This is a genomic window from Nesiotobacter zosterae (genome assembly GCF_033843645.1).
In the GTDB taxonomy this organism is placed as follows: domain Bacteria; phylum Pseudomonadota; class Alphaproteobacteria; order Rhizobiales; family Stappiaceae; genus Pseudovibrio; species Pseudovibrio zosterae.
Map to the genome: position 1 here is coordinate 12,787 of NZ_JAWXVZ010000005.1, position 25,812 is coordinate 38,598.

General features: G+C 58.2%; 21 protein-coding genes. 13 read left to right on the top strand and 8 right to left on the bottom strand.

Annotation, left to right across the window (positions count from 1 at the left end):
- Positions 1 to 3: 3 nt before the first annotated feature.
- The 3 genes from Q3Y58_RS08305 (at position 4) to Q3Y58_RS08315 (ending at position 2,857) form a co-directional block, all read left to right on the top strand.
- Positions 4 to 1,029 (top strand): ABC transporter permease, encoded by a 1,026-nt coding sequence (locus Q3Y58_RS08305; protein ID WP_274217218.1) that lies wholly within the window; start codon positions 4 to 6, stop codon positions 1,027 to 1,029.
- On the top strand, positions 1,026 to 2,201 hold the full coding sequence (locus Q3Y58_RS08310) for an ABC transporter permease (protein WP_319621890.1): 1,176 nt from the start codon (positions 1,026 to 1,028) through the stop codon (positions 2,199 to 2,201). Before Q3Y58_RS08305 ends, Q3Y58_RS08310 begins: the two co-directional genes overlap by 4 nt.
- 65 nt (positions 2,202 to 2,266) lie before the next feature.
- Positions 2,267 to 2,857 carry a class I SAM-dependent methyltransferase gene (locus Q3Y58_RS08315; protein ID WP_274217216.1) on the top strand — a complete coding sequence of 197 codons (591 nt, stop codon included), beginning with the start codon at positions 2,267 to 2,269 and terminating at the stop codon, positions 2,855 to 2,857.
- A 1,370-nt stretch (positions 2,858 to 4,227) separates the two neighbouring features.
- Here Q3Y58_RS08315 and Q3Y58_RS08320 read toward each other — a convergent pair.
- From Q3Y58_RS08320 to Q3Y58_RS08340, 5 genes are read right to left on the bottom strand one after another with little or no spacing between them, the layout of a single operon-like run.
- Entirely contained in the window at positions 4,228 to 5,031 is an 804-nt protein-coding gene (locus tag Q3Y58_RS08320) for a polysaccharide deacetylase family protein (RefSeq protein WP_319621892.1), read from the bottom strand.
- A complete protein-coding gene (locus Q3Y58_RS08325) occupies positions 5,028 to 6,179 on the bottom strand; it encodes a glycosyltransferase family protein (protein WP_274217213.1) in 1,152 nt (383 codons plus the stop codon). Before Q3Y58_RS08325 ends, Q3Y58_RS08320 begins: the two co-directional genes overlap by 4 nt.
- Positions 6,180 to 7,298 carry a glycosyltransferase family 4 protein gene (locus Q3Y58_RS08330; protein ID WP_274217212.1) on the bottom strand — a complete coding sequence of 373 codons (1,119 nt, stop codon included), beginning with the start codon at positions 7,296 to 7,298 and terminating at the stop codon, positions 6,180 to 6,182.
- 8 nt (positions 7,299 to 7,306) lie between these two features.
- Positions 7,307 to 8,530 carry a glycosyltransferase family 4 protein gene (locus Q3Y58_RS08335; RefSeq protein WP_274217211.1) on the bottom strand — a complete coding sequence of 408 codons (1,224 nt, stop codon included), beginning with the start codon at positions 8,528 to 8,530 and terminating at the stop codon, positions 7,307 to 7,309.
- 13 nt (positions 8,531 to 8,543) lie between these two features.
- Positions 8,544 to 9,785 (bottom strand): glycosyltransferase family protein, encoded by a 1,242-nt coding sequence (locus Q3Y58_RS08340; protein ID WP_274217210.1) that lies wholly within the window; start codon positions 9,783 to 9,785, stop codon positions 8,544 to 8,546.
- 272 nt (positions 9,786 to 10,057) lie between these two features.
- On the opposite strand from Q3Y58_RS08340, the gene Q3Y58_RS08345 reads away from it, so the two are divergent.
- The 8 genes from Q3Y58_RS08345 (at position 10,058) to ilvD (ending at position 20,821) form a co-directional block, all read left to right on the top strand.
- Positions 10,058 to 12,640 (top strand): ATP-binding cassette domain-containing protein, encoded by a 2,583-nt coding sequence (locus Q3Y58_RS08345; RefSeq protein WP_319621894.1) that lies wholly within the window; start codon positions 10,058 to 10,060, stop codon positions 12,638 to 12,640.
- 81 nt (positions 12,641 to 12,721) lie between these two features.
- Positions 12,722 to 13,159, top strand: coding sequence for a cyclic nucleotide-binding domain-containing protein (locus Q3Y58_RS08350; RefSeq protein ID WP_274217208.1), 438 nt, complete (start codon positions 12,722 to 12,724; stop codon positions 13,157 to 13,159).
- Positions 13,160 to 13,197: 38 nt separating this feature from the next.
- Positions 13,198 to 14,019: an MBL fold metallo-hydrolase gene (locus tag Q3Y58_RS08355; protein ID WP_319621895.1), complete on the top strand. Its 822-nt coding sequence runs from the start codon at positions 13,198 to 13,200 to the stop codon at positions 14,017 to 14,019.
- Between the two features lie 103 nt (positions 14,020 to 14,122).
- Complete coding sequence (locus Q3Y58_RS08360) at positions 14,123 to 15,550, top strand: adenylate/guanylate cyclase domain-containing protein (protein ID WP_319621896.1); 1,428 nt, start codon at positions 14,123 to 14,125, stop codon at positions 15,548 to 15,550.
- Positions 15,551 to 15,629: 79 nt separating this feature from the next.
- Positions 15,630 to 16,397, top strand: coding sequence for a 3-hydroxyacyl-CoA dehydrogenase (locus Q3Y58_RS08365; RefSeq protein ID WP_274217205.1), 768 nt, complete (start codon positions 15,630 to 15,632; stop codon positions 16,395 to 16,397).
- Between the two features lie 72 nt (positions 16,398 to 16,469).
- Positions 16,470 to 17,810: an NAD(P)/FAD-dependent oxidoreductase gene (locus Q3Y58_RS08370; protein ID WP_319621898.1), complete on the top strand. Its 1,341-nt coding sequence runs from the start codon at positions 16,470 to 16,472 to the stop codon at positions 17,808 to 17,810.
- Between the two features lie 135 nt (positions 17,811 to 17,945).
- Complete coding sequence (locus Q3Y58_RS08375) at positions 17,946 to 18,695, top strand: hypothetical protein (protein ID WP_319621899.1); 750 nt, start codon at positions 17,946 to 17,948, stop codon at positions 18,693 to 18,695.
- A 278-nt stretch (positions 18,696 to 18,973) separates the two neighbouring features.
- Positions 18,974 to 20,821, top strand: coding sequence for a dihydroxy-acid dehydratase (gene ilvD / locus Q3Y58_RS08380; RefSeq protein ID WP_319621900.1), 1,848 nt, complete (start codon positions 18,974 to 18,976; stop codon positions 20,819 to 20,821).
- 65 nt (positions 20,822 to 20,886) lie between these two features.
- Here the strand turns inward: ilvD and Q3Y58_RS08385 are convergent, their stop codons facing one another.
- Together Q3Y58_RS08385 and Q3Y58_RS08390 are read right to left on the bottom strand one after the other, a co-directional pair.
- Positions 20,887 to 21,069 carry a hypothetical protein gene (locus tag Q3Y58_RS08385; RefSeq protein ID WP_319621901.1) on the bottom strand — a complete coding sequence of 61 codons (183 nt, stop codon included), beginning with the start codon at positions 21,067 to 21,069 and terminating at the stop codon, positions 20,887 to 20,889.
- A 144-nt stretch (positions 21,070 to 21,213) separates the two neighbouring features.
- Complete coding sequence (locus tag Q3Y58_RS08390; RefSeq protein ID WP_319621902.1) at positions 21,214 to 23,388, bottom strand: anthranilate synthase; 2,175 nt, start codon at positions 23,386 to 23,388, stop codon at positions 21,214 to 21,216.
- 443 nt (positions 23,389 to 23,831) lie between these two features.
- Here Q3Y58_RS08390 and Q3Y58_RS08395 point away from each other — a divergent pair, with 443 nt between their 5' ends.
- A complete protein-coding gene (locus Q3Y58_RS08395) occupies positions 23,832 to 24,326 on the top strand; it encodes a peptidase associated/transthyretin-like domain-containing protein (protein WP_028482952.1) in 495 nt (164 codons plus the stop codon).
- A 19-nt stretch (positions 24,327 to 24,345) separates the two neighbouring features.
- Positions 24,346 to 24,993 carry a ferric reductase-like transmembrane domain-containing protein gene (locus Q3Y58_RS08400; protein ID WP_319621903.1) on the top strand — a complete coding sequence of 216 codons (648 nt, stop codon included), beginning with the start codon at positions 24,346 to 24,348 and terminating at the stop codon, positions 24,991 to 24,993.
- 578 nt (positions 24,994 to 25,571) lie between these two features.
- On the opposite strand, the gene Q3Y58_RS08405 is transcribed toward Q3Y58_RS08400, so the two are convergent.
- Positions 25,572 to 25,812: hypothetical protein (locus Q3Y58_RS08405; RefSeq protein ID WP_319621904.1), on the bottom strand; the 241-nt coding region annotated here is incomplete at its 5' end.

Below are 25,812 nucleotides of genomic sequence, written 5' to 3' on the forward strand. Positions count from 1 at the left end.
CCAATGCTTTACTACATCCTCCGCAGACTGCTGACCATGATCCCGACGCTTCTGGTGATCAGTCTGCTCACGTTCTTCATCATTGAGCTCCCGGAGGGGGATTACATTTCGAACCAGATTGCGGTTCTGAAAGCCTCAGGTGAATCCGCCTCCATAGCCAAGTTGGAGTTCTTGCGTCAGGAGTTTGCGCTGGACCGCTCGTTTTTTGAGCGGTTCGCCATCTGGGTTGGCCTCTGGCCGGGACCGCATGGGTTTGACGGTCTTATTCAGGGAAACTGGGGCTGGTCGTTTGAGTATGACAAGCCGGTCTACGAGGTGGTGGGGCCAACCTTGCCACTGACCATTGTCTTGAATGCGGCCACCATCCTGTTCGTTTATCTGGTGTCGTTTCCCATCGGCATCTATTCCGCCACTCGGCAATATTCGTGGGGTGATTATGGTTTCACCTTTCTGGGCTACATCGGCCTTGCCACGCCCAACTTCCTGCTTGGCCTTGTTCTCATGTATCTTGCCAACGCATGGTTCGACCTTGCAATCGGTGGTTTGATGGATCCCAAATACATCGGGGAGCCGTGGTCGGTGGACAAGGCGCTCTCTGTGCTCTCGCACTTGATTGTCCCGACCATCGTGATCGGCACTTCCGGAACCGCTGCCATGATCCGGCGTCTGCGCGCAAACCTTTTGGACGAGCTGCACAAGCAATACGTCACCACCGCGCGGGCCAAGGGCATGAAAGAGGGCGCGCTTTTGGTAAAGTATCCGCTGCGCATGGCCCTTAACCCGTTTATTGCAGACATCGGCAACCTGATCCCTTCGTTGGTCTCCGGCTCCGTGATTGTTTCCGTGGTTCTCAACCTGCCAACGGTAGGCCCAGTGCTTCTCAATGCTCTGCAGTCGCAGGATCAGTTCCTTGCAGCATTCATTTTGCTGTTCGTTTCCGTGCTGACCTTGGTTGGCATGCTGGTATCGGATTTGTTGCTCGCGGTGCTTGATCCGCGCATCCGTCTTGGGGGAGGGAGCGGCTCATGACCAACCGTATCCGTCAGACACCGCGCGAAGAACCGCATTACGTCAACCCGGAACCGTTTGACCCCACCTCAACCGACGTGCTGACGCCCGAACAGGAGCGCTACTATCAGGCGTCCCAGTGGAAGATCATGTGGTGGAAGTTCCGCCGCCACAAGCTGGCGGTCTGGTCTGGCATCATCCTCGTTCTGTTTTACCTGTGCGTGCCATTTGCCGAGCTGATTGCGCCATACACACCCAACGAGCGCAACAACGACTTCCTCTACGCCCCGCCGCAAGCCTTGCACCTCTTCCATGAAGGCTCTTTTGTCGGGCCGTTTGTCTATGGCTACAAGGCGGAAGTGGATCTGGAGACCCTGCGCTGGGTCTATGAGGAAGATACCAGCCAGGTGCAGCCCCTGCGGTTCTTTTGCTCTGGTAGTACCTACCGGTTCTGGGGCCTGTGGGATATGGATTTCCGGTTCGTCTGTCCTGCGCAGGATGGCACCATGTTCCTTGCTGGCACAGACCGTTTGGGCCGTGACCAGCTCTCGGGGCTCATCTACGGCGCACGCCTGTCGCTCACCGTGGGCATCGTCGGCATCACCATCTCCATGTTCCTCGGCATCCTGCTTGGGGGGCTGGCTGGCTATTTCGGCGGCATCATCGACAGCCTGATCCAGCGTGTCATCGAGATCATGCGCTCCTTGCCGGAGTTGCCGCTCTGGATGGCGCTTTCCGCTGCGCTGCCCGTGACATGGTCACCGGTCTGGATTTATTTTGGCCTCACCATCATTTTGGGGCTGCTTGATTGGCCGGGGCTTGCACGTGCTGTGCGCTCAAAACTGCTTTCTCTGCGAGAGGAGGAGTATGCGAAGGCCGCCGTCATGATGGGCGCCCGCCCGCGCCGCATCATCTTCAAGCACTTGCTGCCGGGCTTCACCTCACACCTCATCGCTTCGGCCAGTCTGTCGATCCCGGCCATGATCCTGGGGGAGACCGCGCTGTCCTTCCTGAATTTGGGGCTGCGCAGGCCTTCCGTATCGTGGGGGGTGCTCCTAAATGAGGCTCAGAACATTACGGTTGTGACGTTGTACCCGTGGCTCATGGCGCCGGTGATCCCAATCATTATCGTGGTTCTTGCATTCAATTTCCTTGGCGACGGTTTACGTGACGCCGCCGACCCTTATAAATAAGGCACTTTCGGGCCATTGAGTCTTTTTCGGCTCTGGCCCGCGCCACCAACAATGGGGACTAATCCATGAAAAACGCCAGTACCGCTGATGGCTGGGATGAGGAATATCGTCAGGGCCGTTGGGCATTCCTGCGCTCACTACCGGAAAGCGGGCGCTACGGTATTATTGGCATGTGGTTGGCACTGACCAATTCCAATGAAGAGATTTTGGACATCGGCTGCGGCGAAGGTCTGCTCTATGAGCGCCTCGCACCAATGGGCGTGAAGCGTTATGTGGGCATGGACCTTGCCCCTGCAGCTCTTGAGATTGCTGATGTCGACCCATCCATCGCGTCTTTGCGGGCAGGGGACATGCATACCTTCGAGCCAAACGAAGGGGAGACTTTCAGCGCAATCATCTTCAATGAAGTGCTGCACTTTGCCGAGGACCCGGGCGCGGTTGTGGCCCGCTACGTGCCATACCTCAAGGAAGACGGTGTCATCGCCCTTTCCATGTATTCGCCAAAGCGGCCTGAGTCCGGTGCCAACAAGCTCATCGCAAAGCTTTGGGAAGCAACGGATGATGAAAGCAAGTGGGAAGTGCTGGACGATTACGCACTGCGCTCTGACAAGAAGAACGTCACATGGCGCATGCGGTTGGTAAAGCCAGTCCGCTAAGCCGCATTTGCATTCAGAATGACACAAGGCGCCCGCGTGGCGCCTTTTTCATGCCTTCTCTGCCGCTCAATAGGCTCACCACGCACCTATATCTCTCCCCGCCATCCGGCCCCTCAACCCACCGTCGTCATCCCGGCCCCCCATTCCCTCCGGCGTCATCCCGGCCCCCGAGCCGGGATCCAGTTAGGGCGTTTCCTTCGCACCTCGGTGCTTTGGGCTCTGGATACCGGATCAGCGGCTCGCTGCGCTCTCCTTGTCCGGCATGACAGTGAAGGTTTGGCGATGGTGCAGGAGGTCTCACGGCCACGTTGTCTTGACGGTCACGAGGTCTCACAGATTTTCACGGTCCGCGAGCTGATCTCATGGCTATGGGGTCGCGTCCGTCCCCCACACGACCACCGCCATCATCCAGCACCTTACCCTCTGTCGCCATCCGGCCCCACAACCCTCTGGCGTCATCCCGGCCCCCGAGCCGGGATCCAGTTAGGGCGTCTCCTTCGCACCTCGGCGCTCTTGGCACTGGATACCGGATCAGCGCTGCGCTTGTCCGGCATGACAGTGATTGTTTGGGGATGGTGCAGGAGGTCTCAGGGCCACATTGTCTTGACGGTTACGATGCCACACAGCTTTTTTCGGTGCGCGAGCTGATCTCTTGGCGCTTGGGTCGCGTCCACCACCTCGCATGACCGCCACCATCATCCAGCTTACCCTCTGCCGCCATCCGGCCCCTCAACCCACCGTCGTCATCCCGGCCTCAGAGCCGGGATCCAGTTAGGGCGTCTCCTTTGCACCTCGGTGCTTTTGGCTCTGGATACCGGATCAGCGCTACGCTTGTCCGGCATGACAGTGATTGTTTGGCGATGGTGCAGGAGGTCTCACGGCCACTTTGTCTTGACGGTTACGATGCCACACAGCTTTTCCCGGTAGGCGAGCTGAACTCATGTCTACGGGCTCGCGTCCACCACCCGGCACGACCACCACCATCATCAAGCTTACCCTCTGCCGCCATCCGGCCCCTTAAACCCCTTGGCGTCATCCCGGCCTCCGAGCCGGGATCCAGTTAGGGCACTTCCTTCGCACCTCGGCGCTCTTGGCTCTGGATACCGGATCAGCGCTGCGCTTGTCCGGCATGACATCGGGTGAGAATTCAAGCGCCTGTGACCCGCTGCGCTCACACATTACGTTCGCACCCCACACGACCACCGCCATCATCCAGCACCTAACCCTCTTCCGCACACAACCACGGTCATGCGCTAGGCACGCCCCATCCCTCTGCCGCCATCCGGCCCCTTAAACCCCTTGGCGTCATCCCGGCCCCCGAGCCGGGATCCAGAAGGAGTGTGCGGCAGAAACGTCAGCGCTCTTGGGCCTCAGGTTCGAATTGCCTTGGCGCGGGCCACTTCCTCGGCAAACAGCTCGGGAAGCGCAGGCCACGAAGCGCCGGGGTGATCGGCGGCAATGCTGAGGAACTCCTCAAGGAAGGTGTAGCAGCCTTCCTCATGAGCCAGATGGTGGGTCAGAATGCCAAGCGGCTCCTGCGGGTTGGTGCGACGGCGCATGAACTGCAGATCAAACCGGTCCATGGCACTCTTCCAGCCGATAAAGCGGTTGTTCTTCTTCCACTTGATGATGTCCACGTGCGACTGCACCTGCGCGAGGGAGTAGGGGTGCATCCATGTGAAGGTGGAAAGACTTTTAAGCCCAATGCCTTCCAGACGGCGCACCACACCCGGATCAATCCGGTTCCACGGCGGCACCACAGCAGGAATGAAGCGGTCGGGAAACAGCTCTGAAAGGCGAGCGAAGCCTTCTTCAAGTTGCGCCGTGATCTCATCAAGGTCCCGGCGACTGCCGAGCTCGGCTGCCTTCTCACCCAAATCCTTGCGCTGAAAGTTCTTGTGTTGCCAGCCATGCTGGAGAACCCACGCCTCATCACTGGTTTCAAGACGTGCGGCCAAAGTTTCCTTGGCGTGTTTGGGGATCACCGCCAGAGCTACGGGCACTGAATAGCGCTTGGCGATGTCAAGCAGGCGTTCCAGATCGTCCGTTGGCTCGATGGCATCGTCATCTCGCCACCAGAACCTCACCTTCTGGCCGCGCGCAGCAAACCAGTCCAGATGGTCGCGCAGAGAGCTGCGAAAGGCGTCAAGGGCCAGTGCATCAGCGGCGGTCATGAAATCACCTGCCTTTCACGCTCGGCAATCAGAATATCGGCGCTGCGCTCGGCACCGCCAAGCAGCACGGTCATGTCGGAGCGGGGCAGGGAAAGCGCATCATCCACGGCAGCGGCAAGGCCCTCTGGTGTCAACGTGTCCTCCGGAATGCTGACCGCACGCTGTCGTTGCACCAAAGCTTCCGCCCGCTGGGCCTGCTCGGTCTCACGCACCTGAGCAAACGGCACGAACACAGCGGCAACGCCCGCAACAAGGACGTCGAGAACGGTGTTGTATCCAGCCTGAGAAACGGAAAGCCGAGCCCGGGTCAAAAGCTCGGGGAAGTCCGGCCGGGCGCGCTCAACGATGCAGCCCTCATGGGCTTTCAGTTGCAGCGCGGCAAACGTCTCCTCATTGATGTCATGGCCCACGAGCACGCGCCACGTGGTGTCACCGGCCCTGCGGCTCAAGGACCGTGCAATCAGCGCACTTTCAAGCAACTGCGCCCCTACAGCGCCGCCACCGCATGACACGATCACCTCGTCATGACCATCAGAGGAGGGGGCGATTGTGTCGCGCTGGGCGTCCACATACCCCGTATAGCGCAGGAGGTGCTCCACCTGCTGTGCAAAAGGAAAACTGTCGGAAAGCCGCACGAACTCCGGGTCGGAATGCACCAGAACACAGTCGTAGTATCGCGCCGCCTGCTTGGCCATCCATTCCTCCTTCCAAAGCTGCTGCTTGCGCACCAGAATGTCGCGAATGGAGGAGGCAATCAGTGGCGGCCGTTCCTGTGCCTTGGCAAAGCGCAGCAACGGAGACAATTCCTGCTCGAATTGACGGCGTCCGAATGGGTAGGTTTCGGTCAGCAGAATGTCGAAGTCGTCGGCCTGAAAAGCCTCAAGGGTTGTTTGCGTGCGCCGCTCGAACCAGCTGTCGTCAATTGGTGTGCCGTCTGGGGTCACCAGCTTGTCGAAGACCGCATCCGGGCTGCGAACGGGCGGCAATTCGACCACGTTCAAACCATGGGTGTTCAGCGTGGGAGGCACCGTGTTGCCCGAGGCAAGGGTCACTTCCACACCGCGGGCGGCAAGAGCACGGCCAATTGCCGCTGCACGCACCACATGTCCGGTTCCCAAAAGGTGCTGAACGTGGATAAAGGCTTTCATCTATGTTTTCCGGGTGTTCTTTTCTTTGAAAATTTCGCGGGCCCGCGCCAGCAGCATGTTCAGGTTCTGTGTGCCAGCGGCAAGGCTGTGCCGGTTCAGAATGTGCGCCCGCGCGGCACTGCCCATTTGGGGTGCCAGCTCTGGGCGTTCAAGGATGCGCTCAATGTTGGCCGCCATTGCGCTCACATCCCCTTCAGGAGATAGAAAACCGGTTTTCCCATCCTCCACGATGTCGGGCACACCAAACGTGTCCCCGCCAATCACCGGTCGGCCCGAGGCCTGCGCTTCAAGGAACACGAAGCCAAAGGCCTCACGAATGGCCGGCCACACCAGCACGTCGTGGTCGGCGTAGACCTGTGGAATGTCATCGCCCACCTTTGGTCCCAGAAAAGTAACCGGCAGGCCGCTGAACATCTCGCGTACCTCATGGAATTCCGGTCCATCGCCAACGATGGTCAGGCTCCAGTTTTCAGCGCGCAGGAGCCTCAAGGCTTGCGCCAGCACGGCATAAGACTGCACCTTCGCGCCCGGCCGCATCATGCCCACTGCCAGAAGCTTGAGCTTGCCGTTTTCTCGAAGGGCAACGGGAGGCGCTCCCAAAAACGGGTCTGCATCAATGAAGGGCGGAATGATGGTGAGTTTGTCGCAAACAACGTCGCGCAAGCACTGTGCATCTGCGCGGTGCAGGGCCACCACCTGATCCGCCGCGGAAAGGGCCTTGTCTGCCTCGGCAAAACCGAAAGACCACTCGCCAGTGGCTTGTTTGGGCGCGCGGCTGGCCTCAATCACGAGGTAGGGACAGCCGAACTCCTCAGAAAGCGCCGGGCCAATCCAGTCCGGTGCCTTGTGGTAGAGATGATAGGTCAAGAACGCATCCGGCTTGTACCCGGTGCTGCGCCATCTGGCGGCAATGGCTTCGGCTTCACAAAGCGCTTCGTCTTTGAGGGCCTGTTGCATGGCAACGCCCCCGTTCTTGCGCCAGCTTCGGAACCGGGTCGGCACCTCCACCTCATGCCCGCCTTGCTCCAACGCCCTGACAATGAGCCGTGCCAGCGTCCGGTCTCCCGAGGGCGTCGGATCATCCAAAGGCTTCATGGGTGCCGTGAAGGCCAGCTTCATGCTCTATCTCATAAAACGGTGTCGAACTTGGCTTTCAGCCTGTCCAGTCCCGGTGCGGTTTCAAAGCTGCTGCGCACATGCGCCGAGCCTGCCTGGCCCAGCCTGTCACGCTGCTGCGGATCCTTGATAAGCTCTAGAAGCACATCTGCCAATTCCTTTGGCGCTTCCGGTGCCACAAGACGGCCGGTCTTGCCATCTTCAATCAGCTCAGGAATGGCAGAAACCTGCGTAGAAACGCAGCAAAGGCCCATGGCCTGCGCTTCCATCAAAACATTTGGCAGGCCGTCCCGGTCGCCGGTCTTGGCAATCTTGCAGGGCAGAGCGAACAGGTCTGCCTGCATACAGGCTTTGATGACTTCCTCGCGCGGCTGGGCTCCGCGCCACTCAATCCGGTCTGCAATGCCGAGCTTCTCACCAAGTGTTTTCAGCTTGTCCGCAAGCTCGCCGCCGCCGATGTGAACGAAGCGCCAATTCAGGTCCTGCGGCAGCTTTTTCAAAGCCTGAAGCAGGGTGTCGTAGCCCTTTTTCTCAACGGCCCGGCCCACGGAAAGCAGTGTAACCGGGGTCTCTTGAGCCCCCGTCAGCGGTTGCCGCGCGCCATCCTTTACCGGAAATGAGCTGAAATCCAAGCCATGGTAGACCAGTTCTATTTTCTCCGGTGCATCCATCAGGCTTTGCAGATAGTCCACGTTCACCTGGGTGCAGGTCACTCCCCATGCCGCGTCTGCCAGCTTCACCTTCAGGTCCCACTCAGGAGAGGTCCAAATGTCCTTTGCATGGGCAGAGAACGACCACTTGCGGCCGGACAGGTGCGCAGCATAGCGCGAAACCGAACACGGCGTGTGCAGGTAGTGGGTGTGAATCCAGGTCACATCCTCCGGCAGCTCATGGGCAAACACACAGGCTTGCCCCCAGCGCCGCTTGCGGTTGTTGTTGTTTTCATTGGCAAGGTCAGCCTCAAACAGCGCCCGTGCCTTGTCATAGGTCGGCTGTTTCTTTGCCCAGGAAATGGCCTTGGCTACCCGTTTGGGGTCATCCTTGATGTACTCGGGCAAGTACAGCACGTCGCTTTTGATCTGGCGGTGCAGCTCGTGAATGTAAGGATCATAGGGTTTGCGCAGCGCAACGATGAGCTGGCCAATGCCCCTGTTCTGCAGCCCCAGAATCTCTTGGGCAATGAACGTCTCAGAAAGGCGTGGGTAGCCTTTCACCACTACAGCGATACGTGACATGTAATTATTGAACCTAGGAAGGCCGATGAGCGGCCAATTGCAGCACGGGGGTGTCCTCTTTGTAGACTGGGGTTATATCGCGTGCACGGTAGATTTCATCAACCCGCGCATTGATAACCTCAAGACCGCCGAGAACGGTTCTGGACTGCGCCTGCGAAGGTGCCGGTGCCCCCGGCAACTCGGAAAGCGCATCCAGCATCAGGTCGATGTCAGGATAGGCGTCGATCGGCAGCACGCGCACAAGGCCAAGGCGTTTGGCTTGCTCGGCGCGGATCGCTTGCTCGCGGCGCGGCACAACCCGCGGCACCAGCAAGGTCGGCTTGTCAAACGACAGGATCTCACAGAACGTGTTGTAGCCACCCATGCCCACAACGGCCGTCGCCCGGTCAATGTAGGGCTCCATTTCCGGTGTAAAGCGGATCACTTCCACATCGCGCAGCTCCTCGGCGCGTGCGGCAAAGTTCTCCACCTTCTCTGAGGGCATGAAGGGGCCCAGCACAATCAGGGCTGGGAAGAGGGGGCGCTCACGAGATTCATAGGCGCGCATCACCCAGTCCACCAGTTCAATGCCATCACCACCCCCGCCAGGGGTAACCAGAATGTACGGCGCGCCATCGAACGGCGGCGTAAAGTTGGCAGAAACCTTTGGCAACGAGCGCTGCAGGTAACCAGTGAAAAGCGTCTTGTCATGAACGGACTGCGGCAGGCCCATGCCGTCCAGCGGATTGTTCATGAAAGACGGGCCGTAGACCCAGATTTCGTCGTAAAGGTCGATCAGCGCCGGGTCCACGTTCTTGCGGTCCCATTCTTCGCGCAAAACTTCCGGATCATCCATCACATCGCGCAGACCCAGCACCAGCTGAGTCGGCGTGTCGGCAAGGTATTGCAGCGTCGGCAGCACTTCCCCGCGCAATCCCAAGGGTTCCTTATCAACAATAAATATGTCCGGATTAAAAACCTTAGCCGTGTGCTCGATTATGGACGAACGAATGGCAAGCGTGTGATCGATGTTCAAGTGCAACGACAGCGATGTGTAATCCCCGCTGCGCAGCTTGATGACGCCGGGGATACGGACAAAGTCCACCCGAGACTTGAACTCATAGCTGCCTATGATCGGTGATCCGGAGAGGATGAGCACGGACATTTCCGAGAATGTGCCCACCAGAGACTGTGCAATCGCACGGCAGCGGCGCAAGTGGCCCAAGCCGAATGTATCGTGGCTGTAAATCAGAACCTTGAGGGCGTTGGAAGTCATGCACTCATCATAATTATAGGAGGATACCCTTACGCCAACCAGTACACTCGGCGCTTTTGCTGCGACACTAAAAGCATAGTGGCTGATCCGCAATGACTTAGATTGTCAAAATGGATTGAGTCTCTTCTGGATTGTTAATAGTTGAATCTCTACTGTAGCGCAGGTTGTAGCACAGGCCGAAGGTCGGGTGCGGCCAGCGCTGTGCCCGAAGATCAGCGCGGCACCCCGTATGCCAGCGCCCTGCCAATGAGAATGAGTGGACCAGGTTCCTAATGGAGAAAAGCCTCTTTCGGTTTATCTGGAAGAACTCAGCCAGGTATCAGATCACGATTTTGCTGATTACCTGTCTGTCCTATCCAGTCAGCTTCATGCTGCTGGATCTTCCAAAGCAGATTACCAACGACGCCATTCAGGGAACTGCCTTTCCGCGTGAAGTGATGGGCGTTGAACTGGACCAGATCGAGTATCTGGCCTTTCTGTGTTTTCTTTTCCTGTTTCTGGTTGTGGTCAGCAATGGCATCAAGCTGTTCCTGAATGTCTACAAGGGCCGCCTCGGCGAGCGCATGTTGCGCCGCTTGCGGTTCGACCTCTACCAGCGTGTTCTGCGTTTCCGGTTGCCCCACTTCAGGAAAGTCAGCTCCGGTGAAATCATCCCGATGATCACTGCGGAAGTTGAGGATGTGGGCGGCTTCATTGGCGAGGCCATCGCTCTGCCAGCTTATCAGGGCGGCATGCTGGTGGTGCAGCTGGGCTTCATCTTCTTGCAAGACCCGCTTCTCGGGCTGGCAGCCATCAGCTCCTATCCAATTCAGGCCTACATTATCCCGAAACTGCAGAAAAAAGTGGTTCTGCTGTCTCGCGAGCGTGTACGCAATGTGCGTGTCATCTCCGACAAGATCGGGGAGAGCATTGGCGGTGTCACGGAGATCCACGCCAATGACGCCTCCGCATGGCACTCGGCGGATCTGTCTGATCGCCTCTATAAAAACTTCCGCATTCGCTTCGATATTTACAACCGGAAGTACTTCATCAAGTTCGTGAATAACTTCATGAACCAACTGACGCCGTTCTTCTTTTATCTGATCGGCGGCTATCTGGTCATCAAGGGCGAGCTCAGCATTGGTGCTCTGATCGCAGTCATCGCGGCCTACAAGGATCTGGCAGCTCCGTGGAAAGAGCTTCTGGCTTACTACCAGATGACCGCTGATGTGAACGTCAAGTATCAGACTGTGGTCGAAAACTTCGATCCGCAGGACATCTACCCACTGGAGCGCATCAAGGGCGAAGAGAGCTTCAATCTGGATGGCGATCTGGTCATGACCAATGCCACATTCGCCGGAGGCTCTTCAGGGCAGGAGGTCTTCGGTATCAACCTCACGGCCAAAAGCGGCAAGACTTTCGCGGTGATTGGCGTCGACGGCTCCGGCCGGACGGAAGTGCTCCAGATGGCGGCTGGTCTTTTAAGCCCCACGGCTGGCCGTGTCGAGATTGGCACCCACAATCTGGAAGGGCTCTGTGAGGCCACGTTGGGCCGTCAGATCGCTTATGTGGGCGGTTCGGTTCACGTTTGGACCGGCACAATTCGCGACAACCTTTACTATGGTCTGCGCAACCGTCCGCTGGATGAGCCATCCAAAGAGCATGCTTCATCCTCGGAATATCGCCGCTGGATGGAAGAGGCGCGCGCCACTGCCAATCCGGAGTACAGTCTGGATGTGAACTGGCTGGACTATGACCGTGCTGGCGCAAAAGACACGGAAGAGCTTGATAACCGGGTTCTGGAGATCATCGAGGTACTGGGTCTGTCGAAGGATCTTTATCGCCTCGGCCTTCAATCCGTCATCGATCCAGAACACGACGCCGAGCTGGTACAGCGCATTCTGGATGCCCGGCACGTGCTTGCCGGAAAGGTTCAGACCGATCCGAAACTGCGCAATCTCGTTGAGCTGTGGGACATAGACACCTTCAACGCCTCTGCCAGCCTTGCGGAGAACCTGTTTTTCGCGGTTCCGAAAGACAGCTCACTGCAGCTTGAGGACGTGTTGAAGAACAAGCGGGCCGTCAAGTTCCTTGAAGACACCGGACTTGATGAGCGCCTTGTCGAGATCGGTAAGCAGATCGCTGAAATCATGATCGAGCTGTTCTCCGACGTGAGTGGCGACAGTGAACTTCTTGACACATATTCCTTTATTAAGCAGGAAGATTTGCCTGAGTTTGAGCGCATCCTGCGCCAGATGAAAGCGGGCAAGCTGCCGAAGAAGACCAGGATCGCGGACCGTAACCGCCTGATCAACCTGGCCTTCAAACTGGTGCCGTCCAAACACCGTCTCGGTGTCATGGATGATGCGTTGCAGGAAGAATTCGTCAAGCGCCGCAAGGAGTTCCGCGACCGCGTAGGGGCGGAAAACGACGTCATCACCTTCTTCGACAACGACACGTACATGCCAACGCTCACCATTGAGGACAACCTGCTGTTTGGTCGTCCGCGTCTCGACCGTCGTGATGCACGTCAGCGCATTGATGAAGTAGTGCGCGAGCTTGTGATGGAGTTGGGCTTGCGCCAGCCAGTGCGCCGCGCCGGGTTGGACTACCACGTAGGCGTGGCCGGGTCGCGCTTGTCTGCGCACCAGCGCCGCATGATCTGTGTGGCGCGGGCGCTCATGAAGTCGGCACCCATTACGATCTTGGACGACACCATTGCCGGTGTCACGGAAACGGACCGTGAATTGCGCAATGGCATTCGCAAACTGCTGGAAGGAAGAACGCTCATTTTCGGATCCACCAACGTTCCGGTAAAGGATGAATTCGATGCGTATATCCTCTTGGAAAACGGAAGGGTTTCGTCTTTCTCCTAAAAAGTTGTAGGGTTGAAGCAGTGAGTGAGTCCGAACCGTGTGGCCGATTGAAATCTTTCCGTTTGGGTGGAGGAAAATGAAGTGAGTATCGATACAGAAGTTGCAGCATTGAGAAAGGTGCCGCTGTTCTCAGGTATCGACCAGACCAAACTCCGCTTGCTGGCGTTCATCAGCGAGCGCATGGAGTTTCAGGACGGAGAGGACATGTGCGTTCAAGGAGATGTGGGCGACAGCGCTTTCATCATCCTGTCCGGTGAAGCCGCGGTGGTGGTGGACGGAGAACACGTGGCAACTGTGGGTCATCATGCCATTGTCGGTGAAATTGCGATCCTGTGTGATGTCCCAAGAACCGCTACATTGAGAGCAGTTGGGACAACAGACGTGCTGACCGTATCCAAAGACAATTTTCTTAAACTCTTGAAGGAGTTTCCGGAGATGTCGCTGGAGGTTATGAGGGTACTGGCGCAGCGTCTCGAAAAAACGACAAGAGATCTGGCCGACGCCAAGGCTCACTCCTGAGGCAAAAGGCTGGACGAAAGGATCGGGAAGGTAGTTTGGTGCACGAGTTTTCGCTAAAAATTTGGGGGGTGCGCGGCTCAACCCCAACGCCGGGGACGGGGACCCTGCGCTATGGCGGCGAAACGACCTGCTTTGAAATCAGAGCGGGTGATGACCTTATTGTTGTCGATTGCGGCTCTGGCGCGCGCAACCTCGGTTATGAACTGGTCAAAGGGCCAGGGCGTCCGGTGGACCTGTTCTTTTCGCACACTCATCTCGATCACATATGCGGCCTCCCGTTCTTCAAGCCAGCTTATGACCCGCGCTTTCACATCAAGGTTTGGGCAGGGTGTTTCAACCCTCACCGCGAACTGAAGGATGTGATCTGCCGCGTGATGTCTCCGCCTGTGTTTCCGATCACGGCGTCGAACCTGAAGGGCATCGAGTTTGGCGAGTTCATCGCAGGTAGCTGCATGGACCGGGACTCCGGCCTGCGCATATGCACCATGCCGCTCAACCATCCGGGGGGCGCATGCGGCTACAAGTTTATCTATGATGGCAAGTCCATGTGCATCATCACCGACCATGAAATGGGCGATGCGGAAATTGATGATGCTGTCGTGGAGTTTATTCGTGATGCCGAAGTTGTGATCTACGATGGCATGTACACCAGCGTAGACTACGAAAAATACAAAGGCTATGGCCATTCCACTTGGGAGCATGTGGTTGAGCAGTGCGTCAAGGCAAACGTCAAGACGCCGGTGATCTTCCACCACGACCCGACGCGAACGGATGACGAACTGGACGAAATTGGCATCGCAGCGAAGGAACGGCACCCGGGCGCTCTCATCGCCTCAGAAGGAATGGTGTTCCGCCCCTAGGCTTCCGGTTTTGTCACACTCTCAGTCTGTTGGCGTCAGATGTGCTCTGCGCGCAGGGCGTGGCCGTAAAGGTTAGAGCCAGTGTGAGTTGGGAGCCATCTGCATGCATCAGACCACCGGAGAGCAAATCTCCGAGCGCCTTCCAGAAGAAAAATCAATCCCAGAGCCCGCAGTCGCTCCCAAACGACGCATGCGCATTGTGTGGGAGAGCATCCTTGGCCCTCGCGTGACAGAGGGCGTTCTTCCCGCCCGTGTCCGTCAGGAAATTGCACGTCAGGAAGTGGCTGCCGAGCGGTTGATCGGCATCATCCAGCTTGGTGTCATCGTGTTTTTTGCGGTGCTTTATGCCATCGCACCGCGCGCCGAGGGCTCTGAAGGGTTCAATTTCGTGCCCTATGCCATAACCGGCTACTTCCTGTTCACGATCGTGCGCATTTACCTTTCGTTTCGCGCCGTGCTGCCGGATTGGTACTTGATCATCTCCGTTTGTGTGGACGTGGCGCTTTTGGTGGCCATCATCTTTTCCTTCCACATCCAGTATGGGCAGCACCCGGCGTTCTATCTCAAGACGCCCACGCTCATGTATGTTTTCCTCTTCATTGCGCTACGGGCCTTGCGGTTTGATCCCCGGTTCGTGCTCTGGACGGGCGCCGTGGCAACCGTTGGCTGGCTGGGGTTGGTGTCTTACGCCCTCATGTCGGAGATGGGCGCCATGAAGATCACCCGCAACTACGTGGACTATCTCACCAGCAACGCCATTCTCATTGGTGCAGAACTCGACAAGCTGATCATCATCATCTCTGTCACGGGCCTGCTGTCCTTGGCGTTGCTGCGCGGCCGGCGCATGCTGTTTGCGGCGGTCAGAGAGCATCTGGCGGTGGAGGATCTCAGCCGTTTCTTTGATCCTCAAGTCGCCAACTCCATTGTCTCGGCGGATGAAAAGGTGAAAGCCGGGCAGGGAATGATCCGCGACAGCGCCATTCTCATGGTCGACATCCGCAGCTTCACCTCAACAGCGGCAACCCTGACACCCCAGGCCACCATGCGTGTTCTGGCGCTTTACCAGCAGCTTGCAGGCAAGATCATCACCGAGGCCGGTGGGCAGATCGACAAGTTTCTGGGTGATGGCATTCTGGCCACCTTTGGCGCGGTTGAAGAAACCGAGGCCAATGAGGCCAAGGCCCTGGCCGCAGCTGTGGAGTTGAACCGGGTTCTCACGGCAGCTGCTCCCCAGTTTCGGGAGGCGGGCTGGCCATTGGATTTCCGCATCGGCGTTGGCGTGGCATCTGGCGAAGTGACGGTTGGCGTTGTTGGGGTCGACGATCGGCTCGAATTCACCGTGATAGGAGATGCGGTCAACCGCGCAGCGAAATTGGAGGACGCCAACAAGGCCGTGGGGTCTACGGTGCTCACTGACCGAACAACCTATGATGCCGCTGTAAAACAAGGATTTTCCGTAGCGGAATTGAACTTTAGGTCAGGTGAGGTTGCAGGAATCAATGGAACAGTAGAGCTTGTTGTTCTTGCGTAATTGTCCGAATTAGGGTCAATACGAAGATGGCCGTCGTTTTTGGGAGGGCCGATTAGAGAACAATGGGATTTTAGGGTCTATGAAACTCGATAATACTGTTTCTGCCGTCGTAACGGGAGGCGCATCTGGTCTTGGCGCAGCTACGGCACGCAAGCTCGCCAGCAGAGGCGTAAAGGTAACGCTATTTGACTTGAACGAAGAAGCCGGTCAGGCAATTGCGGAGGAAATCTCCGGCCTGTTCATCAAGGTTGATGTCACCAGCGAAGAGAGCGTGACCGCAGGTCTGAAAGCCGCGGAGCAGGCCCATGGCCCCACGCGTATTCTGGTCAACTGCGCTGGCATCGCCATCGGCATGAAGACAACCTCCCGCGGTGAGCATCACCCGCTGGAAAGCTTCCAGAAGGTCATCGACATCAATCTGGTCGGCTCTTTCCGCTGCCTCACCCACGCTGCCACTTCCATGGTTCAGCAGGAGCCAATCACTGACGATGGCGAGCGTGGCCTCATCATCTGCACGGCGTCCGTTGCCGCTTACGATGGTCAGGTCGGTCAGGCTGCCTACTCAGCCTCCAAGGGTGGCGTTGTCGGCATGACGCTTCCAATCGCACGCGATCTGGCAAAGTCTGGTGTGCGCATCATGACCATTGCACCGGGTATCTTTGAGACCCCGATGCTCGGGGGCATGCCGCAGGAAGTGCAGGACTCTCTGGCAGCTCAGGTGCCGTTCCCATCCCGTCTGGGAACGGGTGAAGACTACGCCAAACTCGTTGAGAGCATCTGCGAAAACACCATGTTGAATGGCGAGGTCATCCGTCTGGATGGGGCCATCCGCTTGGCACCGCGCTAAGCCAGCGCAGGGGAGATTGAGGAGGGCGGCACGCTGCCCTCTTATTTTTCGCTCGGTCCGGTGGAGATGGCAATGGTCACGTATTCCGATCAAACCCCAAAGCAGTTTGCTGGCGTTCTGCCTGAAGCAACCGATGTGCTCATCATCGGCGGGGGCGTGATCGGCATCAGTACCGCCTATCATCTGGCCAAGAAGGGCGTGAAGGTGGTGGTCTGCGAAAAGGGCCGCGTAGCCGGGGAGCAATCCAGCCGCAACTGGGGCTGGATCCGCCAGCAGGGGCGCGACCATGCCGAATTGCCCATCACCATGGAATCAAACCGCATCTGGCAGCAGCTCGTCACCGAGACCAACGAAGACCTCGGTTTCACTCAGCAGGGCGTTTACTATCTGGCCGAAAGCGAAAAGGACCTGGCCTCCTACGAAGCATTCATGAAGCTCGCCAAGGAGCATGGTCTTGATACCCAGATCCTCACCGAGAAACAGGTTCTGGAGCAGATTCAGGGGCGTCCAGGCAGGTGGCGCGGCGGCATGGTCACGCCCAGCGATGCCCGTGCGGAGCCGTGGCAGGCCGTGCCTGCAATCGCCCGCATTGCCGAACGCTTTGGGGTGACCATCGTCGAAGACTGCGCCGTGCGCACGCTGGACTTTGAAGGCGGCCAGCTCACAGGAGCGGTCACTGAGCAGGGCCGCATCAAGGCAGGGCGTGTCCTTCTGGCGGGGGGCGCTTGGTCCGCCTTGTTTGCAGACAACATGGGCGTGAAGATGCCCCAGCTTGCCGTGCGCGCCACTGTGGCCGCAACTGCTCCGGTAGAAAATGTGTTCAACGGCAACGCCGCAGACAGCAACTTCGCTTTCCGGCGGCGTATGGATGGCGGCTACTCGTTGGCCCTGTCCGATCTGCATAACCACTTCATCGGGCCTAGCTCCTTCAAGCACCTGTTCAAGTGGTTGCCGTCCTACAAGGTGTCCTTCAAAGGTGTTTCTCTGGGGCTCAAAGGGCCCAAGGGGCATCCGGATTCATGGGGGCACAAACGGTCATGGACCGGGAACGACGTCACCCCCTTTGAGAATGTGCGGGTCATGAACCCGCAGCCAGCACCTTCTGCAAAAACCACCATGCTGGCCCGGTTGGCAGATCGCTTTCCGCAGCTGGCAGGCACCCGGCTTGTCGAAATCTGGGCCGGGATGATTGATGCCATGCCCGACTTCATTCCGATCATGGATGAAGCGCCCAATCACAAGGGGCTGTTCATCGCCACCGGCTTTTCAGGTCACGGCTTTGGCATTGGCCCGGCGGCAGGGCGCATCATGAGCGATCTCATGGAAGGCAATCCGGCGGGTCATGACATGACCCGCTTCCGGTTCAACCGTTTCCATGATGGTTCAAAAATAGAACTGGGCCCTTTCCTCTAGAGGAGGAAAAGGCGCGTCTTTAAAAGAAATTCCTTAATTACCAGTAGAAAATCAGTGGCTGACCGTTTGTGTCGCTACGTAATTCATTACAATTGAAAATTGATTGGGTGATTCTACTGGGGGTTGAGGTTTTAAATGCTGGGTTTTTCGAGGATTATTATTGTTGCGGGCATAGCGGCACTTGCCGGATGTGCACCGCAACTGAAGTTGAATTTCGACAATGCAGAAACTGCGATGGGCTATGTCAACACCAAGGTGTATTCCCATGGGCAGGTCTTCATTTGGGACACGGAAGCGGAGTCTTTGACCCACGTTCTGGATATTCAAGCTGGTGACTTTGATACCAGCAACTCCGGAACAGTGGGCAGGCGCTATTCCAAGGCAGTCAATGGAGTAGATGCAGAAATCAGCGGGGTGCAACTCTCGCCGGATCTGCAGGCAAAGCTGGAAACGCGGGCCGCAAGGGAAACGGTCATTGAGCTTAATGATGTGGAGACGGTCCGGTTTGTTGACCCTCGATATGTCATGAACAGCCCGGAAATGGCGGCTTGGCGCATTGAAGAAGCGCAAATCCGCGGTGCAAACTCCCAGCGTTATCGCTATGTGCTGCTGTCGGGCATCGTGAATGCAAAGAAAGCGACCTTCAGTGTTGCCGGAACAAAGGGCGAGAAAAACGGGGTCGAGGTCACTCTTGGGGATACCACCTTCAAGCTCAATGTCATTGGCGAGAGCGTGGATCTTTGGGAAAACAGCAACGCACCGGTGCTGTACAACGTGAACGTTTTCAGGTTCCGCAAGGATCCTGAGGGAGCGACCGGCTATCGTTTTGACTACGACACCAGCTTCCCCAAAGAGGATTACATCGTCGCACTCAAGCGCAGCTAGAACCGCGCCGACGGCGCCAAAATGCATGAACAAAAGGCTCGGCGGTCATCCTGCCGGGCCTTCCTTGTATCGGCTTGCCCTATCGGCATGGTTCGAAAATTGAGATTGGACCGTTCCTTTAAAGAGATTAGTTCAATCGATCGATGGGGAATAAGCCGTACTGGCGGGTACACCTTTGCTTTGAAATGGTGTAGGGTTTCGAAAATTGCGGAAATAATCTTGAATTTCTAACAATGCTGCGCAAGCTGCTGGTTGGAAATCAACTCTAGAGGAAGCCAATGCCCAACTATCGCTCGCGTACCTCCACCCACGGCCGGAACATGGCCGGGGCTCGCGGCCTGTGGCGCGCCACCGGCATGAAGGATGACGACTTCGGCAAACCAATCATCGCGATTGTGAACTCCTTCACCCAGTTCGTGCCAGGTCACGTACACTTGAAGGATCTTGGCCAGCTCGTTGCCCGTGAAGTGGAGAAGGCGGGCGGTGTCGCCAAGGAGTTCAACACCATTGCGGTGGATGATGGCATCGCCATGGGGCACGATGGTATGCTCTACTCATTGCCGTCTCGCGAGCTGATTGCCGATGCGGCGGAATACATGATCAACGCGCACTGCGCGGATGCCATGGTTTGCATTTCCAACTGTGACAAGATCACGCCAGGCATGTTCATGGCCGCCATGCGCCTCAACATTCCTGCCGTCTTTGTTTCCGGCGGCCCCATGGAGGCCGGCAAGGTCACTCTGGCCAATGGCGAAGCCCGCAAGCTCGATCTGGTTGACGCCATGGTGGCCGCGGCCAGCGACTCCATGTCCGATGAGGACGTGAAGTCCATCGAAAGCGAAGCCTGCCCAACCTGTGGCTCTTGTTCCGGCATGTTCACGGCAAACTCCATGAACTGCCTGACCGAAGCGCTGGGCCTGTCTTTGCCGGGCAACGGCTCAACGCTGGCAACCCATGCCGACCGCAAGCGCCTTTTCATTGAAGCCGGTCACCTCATCGTGGATTTGACCAAGCGCTACTACGAGCAGGGCGATGAAAGTGTATTGCCGCGCAACATTGCCAGCTTCCGCGCCTTCGAAAATGCCATGACCATGGACATCGCCATGGGCGGGTCCACCAACACCATCTTGCACCTGCTCGCGGCCGCGCAGGAAGGCGAGATCGATTTCACCATGGATGATATCGACCGTCTGTCACGTTCCGTTCCCGTGCTCTGCAAGGTCGCGCCAAGCATCGAGAACGTCCATATGGAAGACATCCACCGCGCTGGTGGCATCATGGGTATTCTCGGCGAGCTGGACCGCGCAGGCCTTCTGCACACGGACGTGCCTACCGTCCACTCTGCCACCATGAAGGATGCGCTGGATCGTTGGGACATCATGCGCAACCCGTCAGACAGTGTGCGTGAGTTCTACACTGCAGCGCCGGGTGGCGTGCGCACCACTCAGGCGTTCTCGCAGAGCTCTCGCTATGCCGAGGGCGTTGATGACGACCGCGAAAACGGCGTTGTCCGCTCCAAGGAACATGCGTTCTCGCAGGACGGCGGTCTGGCCGTGCTTTATGGCAATCTGGCCATCGACGGCTGTATCGTGAAGACAGCAGGGGTGGATGAAAGCATCCTCAAGTTCACCGGTCCGGCGCGCATCTTTGAAAGTCAGGAAAAGGCTGTCAGCGACATTCTCACCGGCAAGGTCAAAGCGGGCGATGTTGTCATCATCCGCTACGAGGGGCCGCGCGGTGGGCCGGGCATGCAGGAAATGCTCTACCCAACCAGCTATCTGAAGTCCAAGGGTCTGGGGGCTTCCTGTGCGCTCATCACCGATGGTCGCTTCTCTGGTGGCACCTCCGGTCTGTCCATCGGACACGTCTCCCCAGAGGCGGCTGAAGGCGGCAACATCGGCCTCGTGGAAGAGGGGGATATGATCTACATCGATATCCCGAACCGCATCATTCGCATGGAGGTTTCCGACGAGGTGCTGGCCGAGCGCCGCGCGGCGATGGAAGCCAAGGGCGATGCCGCTTGGAAGCCGCTTGAAAAGCGCAAGCGCAAAGTCTCCACGGCGCTGAAGGCCTATGCCAAGATGACAACCAGCGCGGCTATGGGTGCCGTGCGCAAGGTGGACTGAGCGTCCGCTTGAGACCTTGAAAAAGCAAAAAGCCGGGAACTCCCATCCCCGGCTTTTTTGTTGTGTCAGTACAGCTTCTCTTTTTGAAACCAGGCGAAGCTGAATGCGCGATCTGCAACCAGCGCCCCAATGGCAGCACCCATGAGGTACTCCGCCGGGCCGGTGAATTGCATCGCAAATAGCAGTCCAACAGTGATGAACGCACCCGCTGCCATGCCACAAAGTGCGAGTGCTTCCTTGTTTTTCACGAGAGATGCCCCCCTCATTTCCCTTGGCACATCCCAGCCTGAGCCCACAGGAGTTAATGAAAACTCACTAAAGATGGTTAACTGGGCCTCGGAACAATACTAGGGAAAATCAGTGGCGGATTTCCGCCAATGAGTGCATGTAGGCTACATCCGTGTTTTTCTGTAGATAACCGCCTGGTCGATCACGTTACGGATGATTGCATGGCCTGCATCCTGATCCAGAGACATGATTGATTCTGGATGGAACTGAACCGCGCTGATCGGCAGGCTCTCGTGTTCAATGGCCATCACCACTCCGTCTTCGGTTTCAGCGGTCACTTTCAGCTCAGCCGGCAGCGTGTCCCGTTTGGCAAACAGGGAGTGGTAGCGGCCCACCGTTACAGGTGATGCAAGGCCGGCAAACACCTTGGAGCCTTCGGTGAATGTGACCGGAGACGGTTTGCCGTGCATAGGCACATCAAGCTGCCCCAACGTACCGCCGAAGCTTTCCGTAAGCGCCTGAAGACCGAGGCAAACGCCGAAGATTGGCAGCTCACGTGCACGCGCCTTGGCAATGGTCGCTGTGCAGTCGAAGTCCTTTGGAGATCCGGGGCCGGGGGAGAGCACCACCAGATCCGGTTTCACCTCATCAAACACTTCTTCCGCAACCGGCGTGCGGTATGTCACCACTGTTGCGCCCGTCTGCCGGAAGTAATTGGCCAGCGTATGGACGAAACTGTCCTCGTGGTCCACCAGAAGGATTTTCAAGCCTGCTCCCGGCTTTGCGGCTTCAGCCTTTGCTTCCGGCGCAAGCGCCAATCCGGCCTCGCGCACGGCAGCGCGCATGGCAGAAGCCTTCAGCTCTGTCTCGGCCTCTTCATCCTCCGGGATGCTGTCATAAAGCAGCGTTGCACCGGCACGTATCTGCGCCACGCCGTCCTTGATGCGCACGGTGCGCAGGGTCAGGCCGGTGTTCATGTCGCCGTTGAACAGCACAGCGCCAATGGCGCCGCCATACCACGCCCGCGGGCTTTTCTCATGGTCCTCGATGAACTGCATGGCCCAGCGCTTCGGCGCGCCGGTCACAGTCACTGCCCAGGTGTGTGAGAGGAATGCATCCAGCGCGTCTTTGTCAGGCAACAAGGTGCCCTCGATATGGTCCACCGTGTGGATCAGCCGGGAGTACATCTCGATCTGCCGACGGCCGATGACCCGCACGGACTCCGGCACGCAGATGCGGCTCTTGTCGTTGCGGTCCACGTCGGAGCACATGGTCAGCTCGGCTTCGTCCTTGGCGGAGTTCAGCAGCTTGCGGATTTGCGCTTCGTCCTCAATGGCGTTTCGGCCCCGGCGAATGGTGCCGGAAATCGGGCAGGTTTCCACCCGGCGGCCACCCGTGACGCGCACATACATTTCGGGCGAGGCACCCACCAGATATTCGCTCTCCCCCAGATTGATGAAGAAGGAATAGGGGGATGGGTTGATCTGCTGCAGGCGGCGGGAAACCGCAGAAGGCGGGTTTTCACAGACCTCATAAAAGGTCTGGCCTGGCACCGTCTCAAACAAGTCACCCCGGCGGAAATACTCCACGGCCTTATGCACCAGCTGTGCATATTCGCCCGGTTCGTGATCCCCGCGTCCCGGTGTTTCACCTGCTGGAACATAAGGGGTTTCTTCCCCGGTCCGTGCAAGGCCTTCCGTGGACTGGCCGTCAACCTCAAACTCATATTCCAGCACATGGGCTTTACGGCCATAGTGGTCCACGATCAGGATTTCGTCAGGCAGGAACAGCACCATGTCACGCTGGTCGCCCGGACGGTCCAGCTTCAGGTTGATGGGCTCGAACTGGAATGTCAGGTCATAGCCAAACGCCCCATAAAGCCCGAGCTGGTCATCGTCGCAGCCAAACAGCTCGATGAGCGTGCGCACAACCGAGAACGTGGAGGGCTGACGGGAGCGTTCCTCCTCCGTGAAGGCACGATCAGGGACCTTGATGGTCAGATCGATGCGGCTGCCTTCGGCCGTGAAGCTGTCAATGTCAGGGTGATCTTGCAATGCCTTTTGAATAACCGGCATCAAGACTTCACCGCGCTGGTTGAGCGCACGGATCATCACCGCCCGGTCGTTGCTCTCCAGAAGCAGCGGGGGGTTGGCGAGCGCCATATCCCAGCGGGTGTAGCGGCCCGGATACTCATAGGAGGACGAAAGAACAGCACCGCGCTGCCGATCCAGCCGATCCATCCACTCAGACGTGCCTGCTTCGTAGTTCGCTGGGCGTGTCTTGCGGCGAATTGTGATGCCGCCTTTGGTCAGGTAAGTCTGTGCCGCCAAGTCTGGCATTTCTCAACTCCAACTGGTTGGCCGCGCCCTGCAAAACATGCGAAAAACAGGCGCCAGATACAACAAAACCGCCTGCGAAGGAGCGCGGCGGTTTCTGTTCAACTTGTCAACTCAGGACATGCGTTGTCAGGGGCCGCCGTTAAGCGCGCCACCAACCCTGCAGAATCTGATGCGACAAAATAATCATGGCAAACTGCTTACAACAGAGCACAGAAAGAGGCAACGCCCTAATCTGTCAGGCCCCCGCCTGCTGAACAGCTATGTGGGGCCTGCTTTGCCCGCAGTCCATCGCTACGGGGGCATGGTCCTGCCATGGGGCCACCTCACGCAAATGTGCGCCTGCCCCTTGTTGTGTGGTTTAAGTAGTTTCCGATAGGTTAGGTCTGTCGGCTTTTGCCCATGCCAAGCGCCGCATCAGCATCTAACGAAGAAGCGAGATCCCAATGAGATCAAATGACATGAACCGCCGCAGGTTTCTCGTAGCCGCAGGGGCCGCCGGGCTGGTGCTGACCCAAAGCCCCCTTGCGCTCACGCTCCCGGCACAGGCCAAGGGCCTTGCCCCAACGCCCACCATGCGCGGCGGGGCCAACAACTACCGCCCCAATGCGCCCCTCGTGGACCGTTTGGGCTCCGGGTTCTGGGTCACCGGCACCGTTCGCCGGGCAGGGGATGGCGCACCGCTTTCCGGCGTGCGTATTCAGATTTGGGCCGCAACCACAATCGGCGGAGAGCGCGAGCCGCGAAATCACGGCAGCGTGCTGACCGCCGCCGATGGCACCTTCCGGCTGGAGACCGAGCAGATTGTTCCAAACTTCGGTGAGCCGCACGCCCACCTTGCCTATGATGATGGCGCTTTCAAAACCGTGTTCTTGCGCCCGGTCATGCCAAGTGCCCGCGACACCTCAGTAAACGCGGATTTCGTTTTGGCTCCGGCCTGACGGGATTTTCGAAAGGAACATGGCCAAACAGCACAAGAACCTCGTCAGTTTTGGCATCTGGACAGGCATCGCGCTTCTGGTGGCGGTGCCGGTCGCTCTTGCCACCACAAGCCCCTATCTTGGCTACCGCAGCATGGCCTACATCATCGGCGGCTTCGCTGGCATTGCGGCGCTTGCCCTGTTCTTGCTGCAGCCCTTGCTTGCCCTTGGCGCGCTGCCGGGGGTGAACAAGGCGCACAGCCGTTTGTGGCACCGCTGGGTCGGTGCCAGCATTGTGGTGGCCGTGCTGCTTCATGTGGGCGGGCTCTACCTCACCAGCCCGGCGGACACAGTGGATGCGCTGCTGCTGGTCTCTCCCACCGCTTTTTCCATCTATGGCGTCATCGCCATGTGGGGCGTTGTCTTCACGGCAGTGCTTGTGGTTTGCCGCCGCCGGTTGCGGCTGCGCTACTCCACTTGGCAGCTTGTTCACAATAGCCTTGCACTCGTGGTGGTCATCTCCACCGTCATCCATGCCGTGATGATCCAGGGGGCAATGGAAGAGGTCTCCAAATGGGTGCTGTGCGTGGCAGTTCTCGCCACAACCACAGGCGCTCTGGCCCTCCATTGGGTGGTGAAACCCCTCTCACGACGGCGAAGGTTGGACCGCAAGGCCCTCTCAGACTAACCGGAAACACCCGCGCCCTCCGCCCCGCAGCAGCACAGCACCAATCCGGTATAAAGTGCGATCCTCAACCCCATCCTCCCCACTGGCGTCATGCCGGACAAGGGGAGCGCAGCGAGCCGCCGATCCGGTATCCAGTGTAATGTTGTCGATCCCTATCACCCCCCTCGGATGTCACACCGGACAAGGGGAGCGCAGCGAGCCGCTGATCCGGTATCCAGAGCTACAGGACACTGCGGGTGGGGTGACCGCCCGACTGGATCCCGCATCAAGTGCGGGATGACGGCGAGGTGTGTTGTTGGGTGGGCGTTTGGTGTGTTGCTGGGTGACGCAGTAGTATGTCGATAGGCGTTTTCGCCCTCACTCACTATGCCTGAAACGTCCTGAAAGACCTCCCACATCCATCCACCCCACCGGCGTCATACCGGACAAGAGGAGCGCAGCGAGCCGCTGATCCGGTATCCAGAGCCACAGAGCGCGGCGGGTGGGCAGTCACCCGACTAGATCCCGCATCAAGTGCGGGATGACTGTGAGGTGTGTTGCTGGGTGGGCGTGGTGATGTTAGGCAATGCTGCCAGCCTTCAAGAGATCTTGTTCCATAGAGACAGCGAGCGCCTGAATTGCTGGCGCTTGGCCCTTTCAGCGCCAGTGCGATCCTCAACCCCATCCTCCCCACCAGCGTCATACCGGACAAGGGGAGCGGAGCGAACCGCCGATCCGGTATCCAGAGCTACAGGGTACGGTGGGTTGGGCGCTCGCCCGGCTGGATCCCGCATCAAGTGCGGGATGACAGTGGTGGTCTGAGGCAATGCTGCCAGCCCT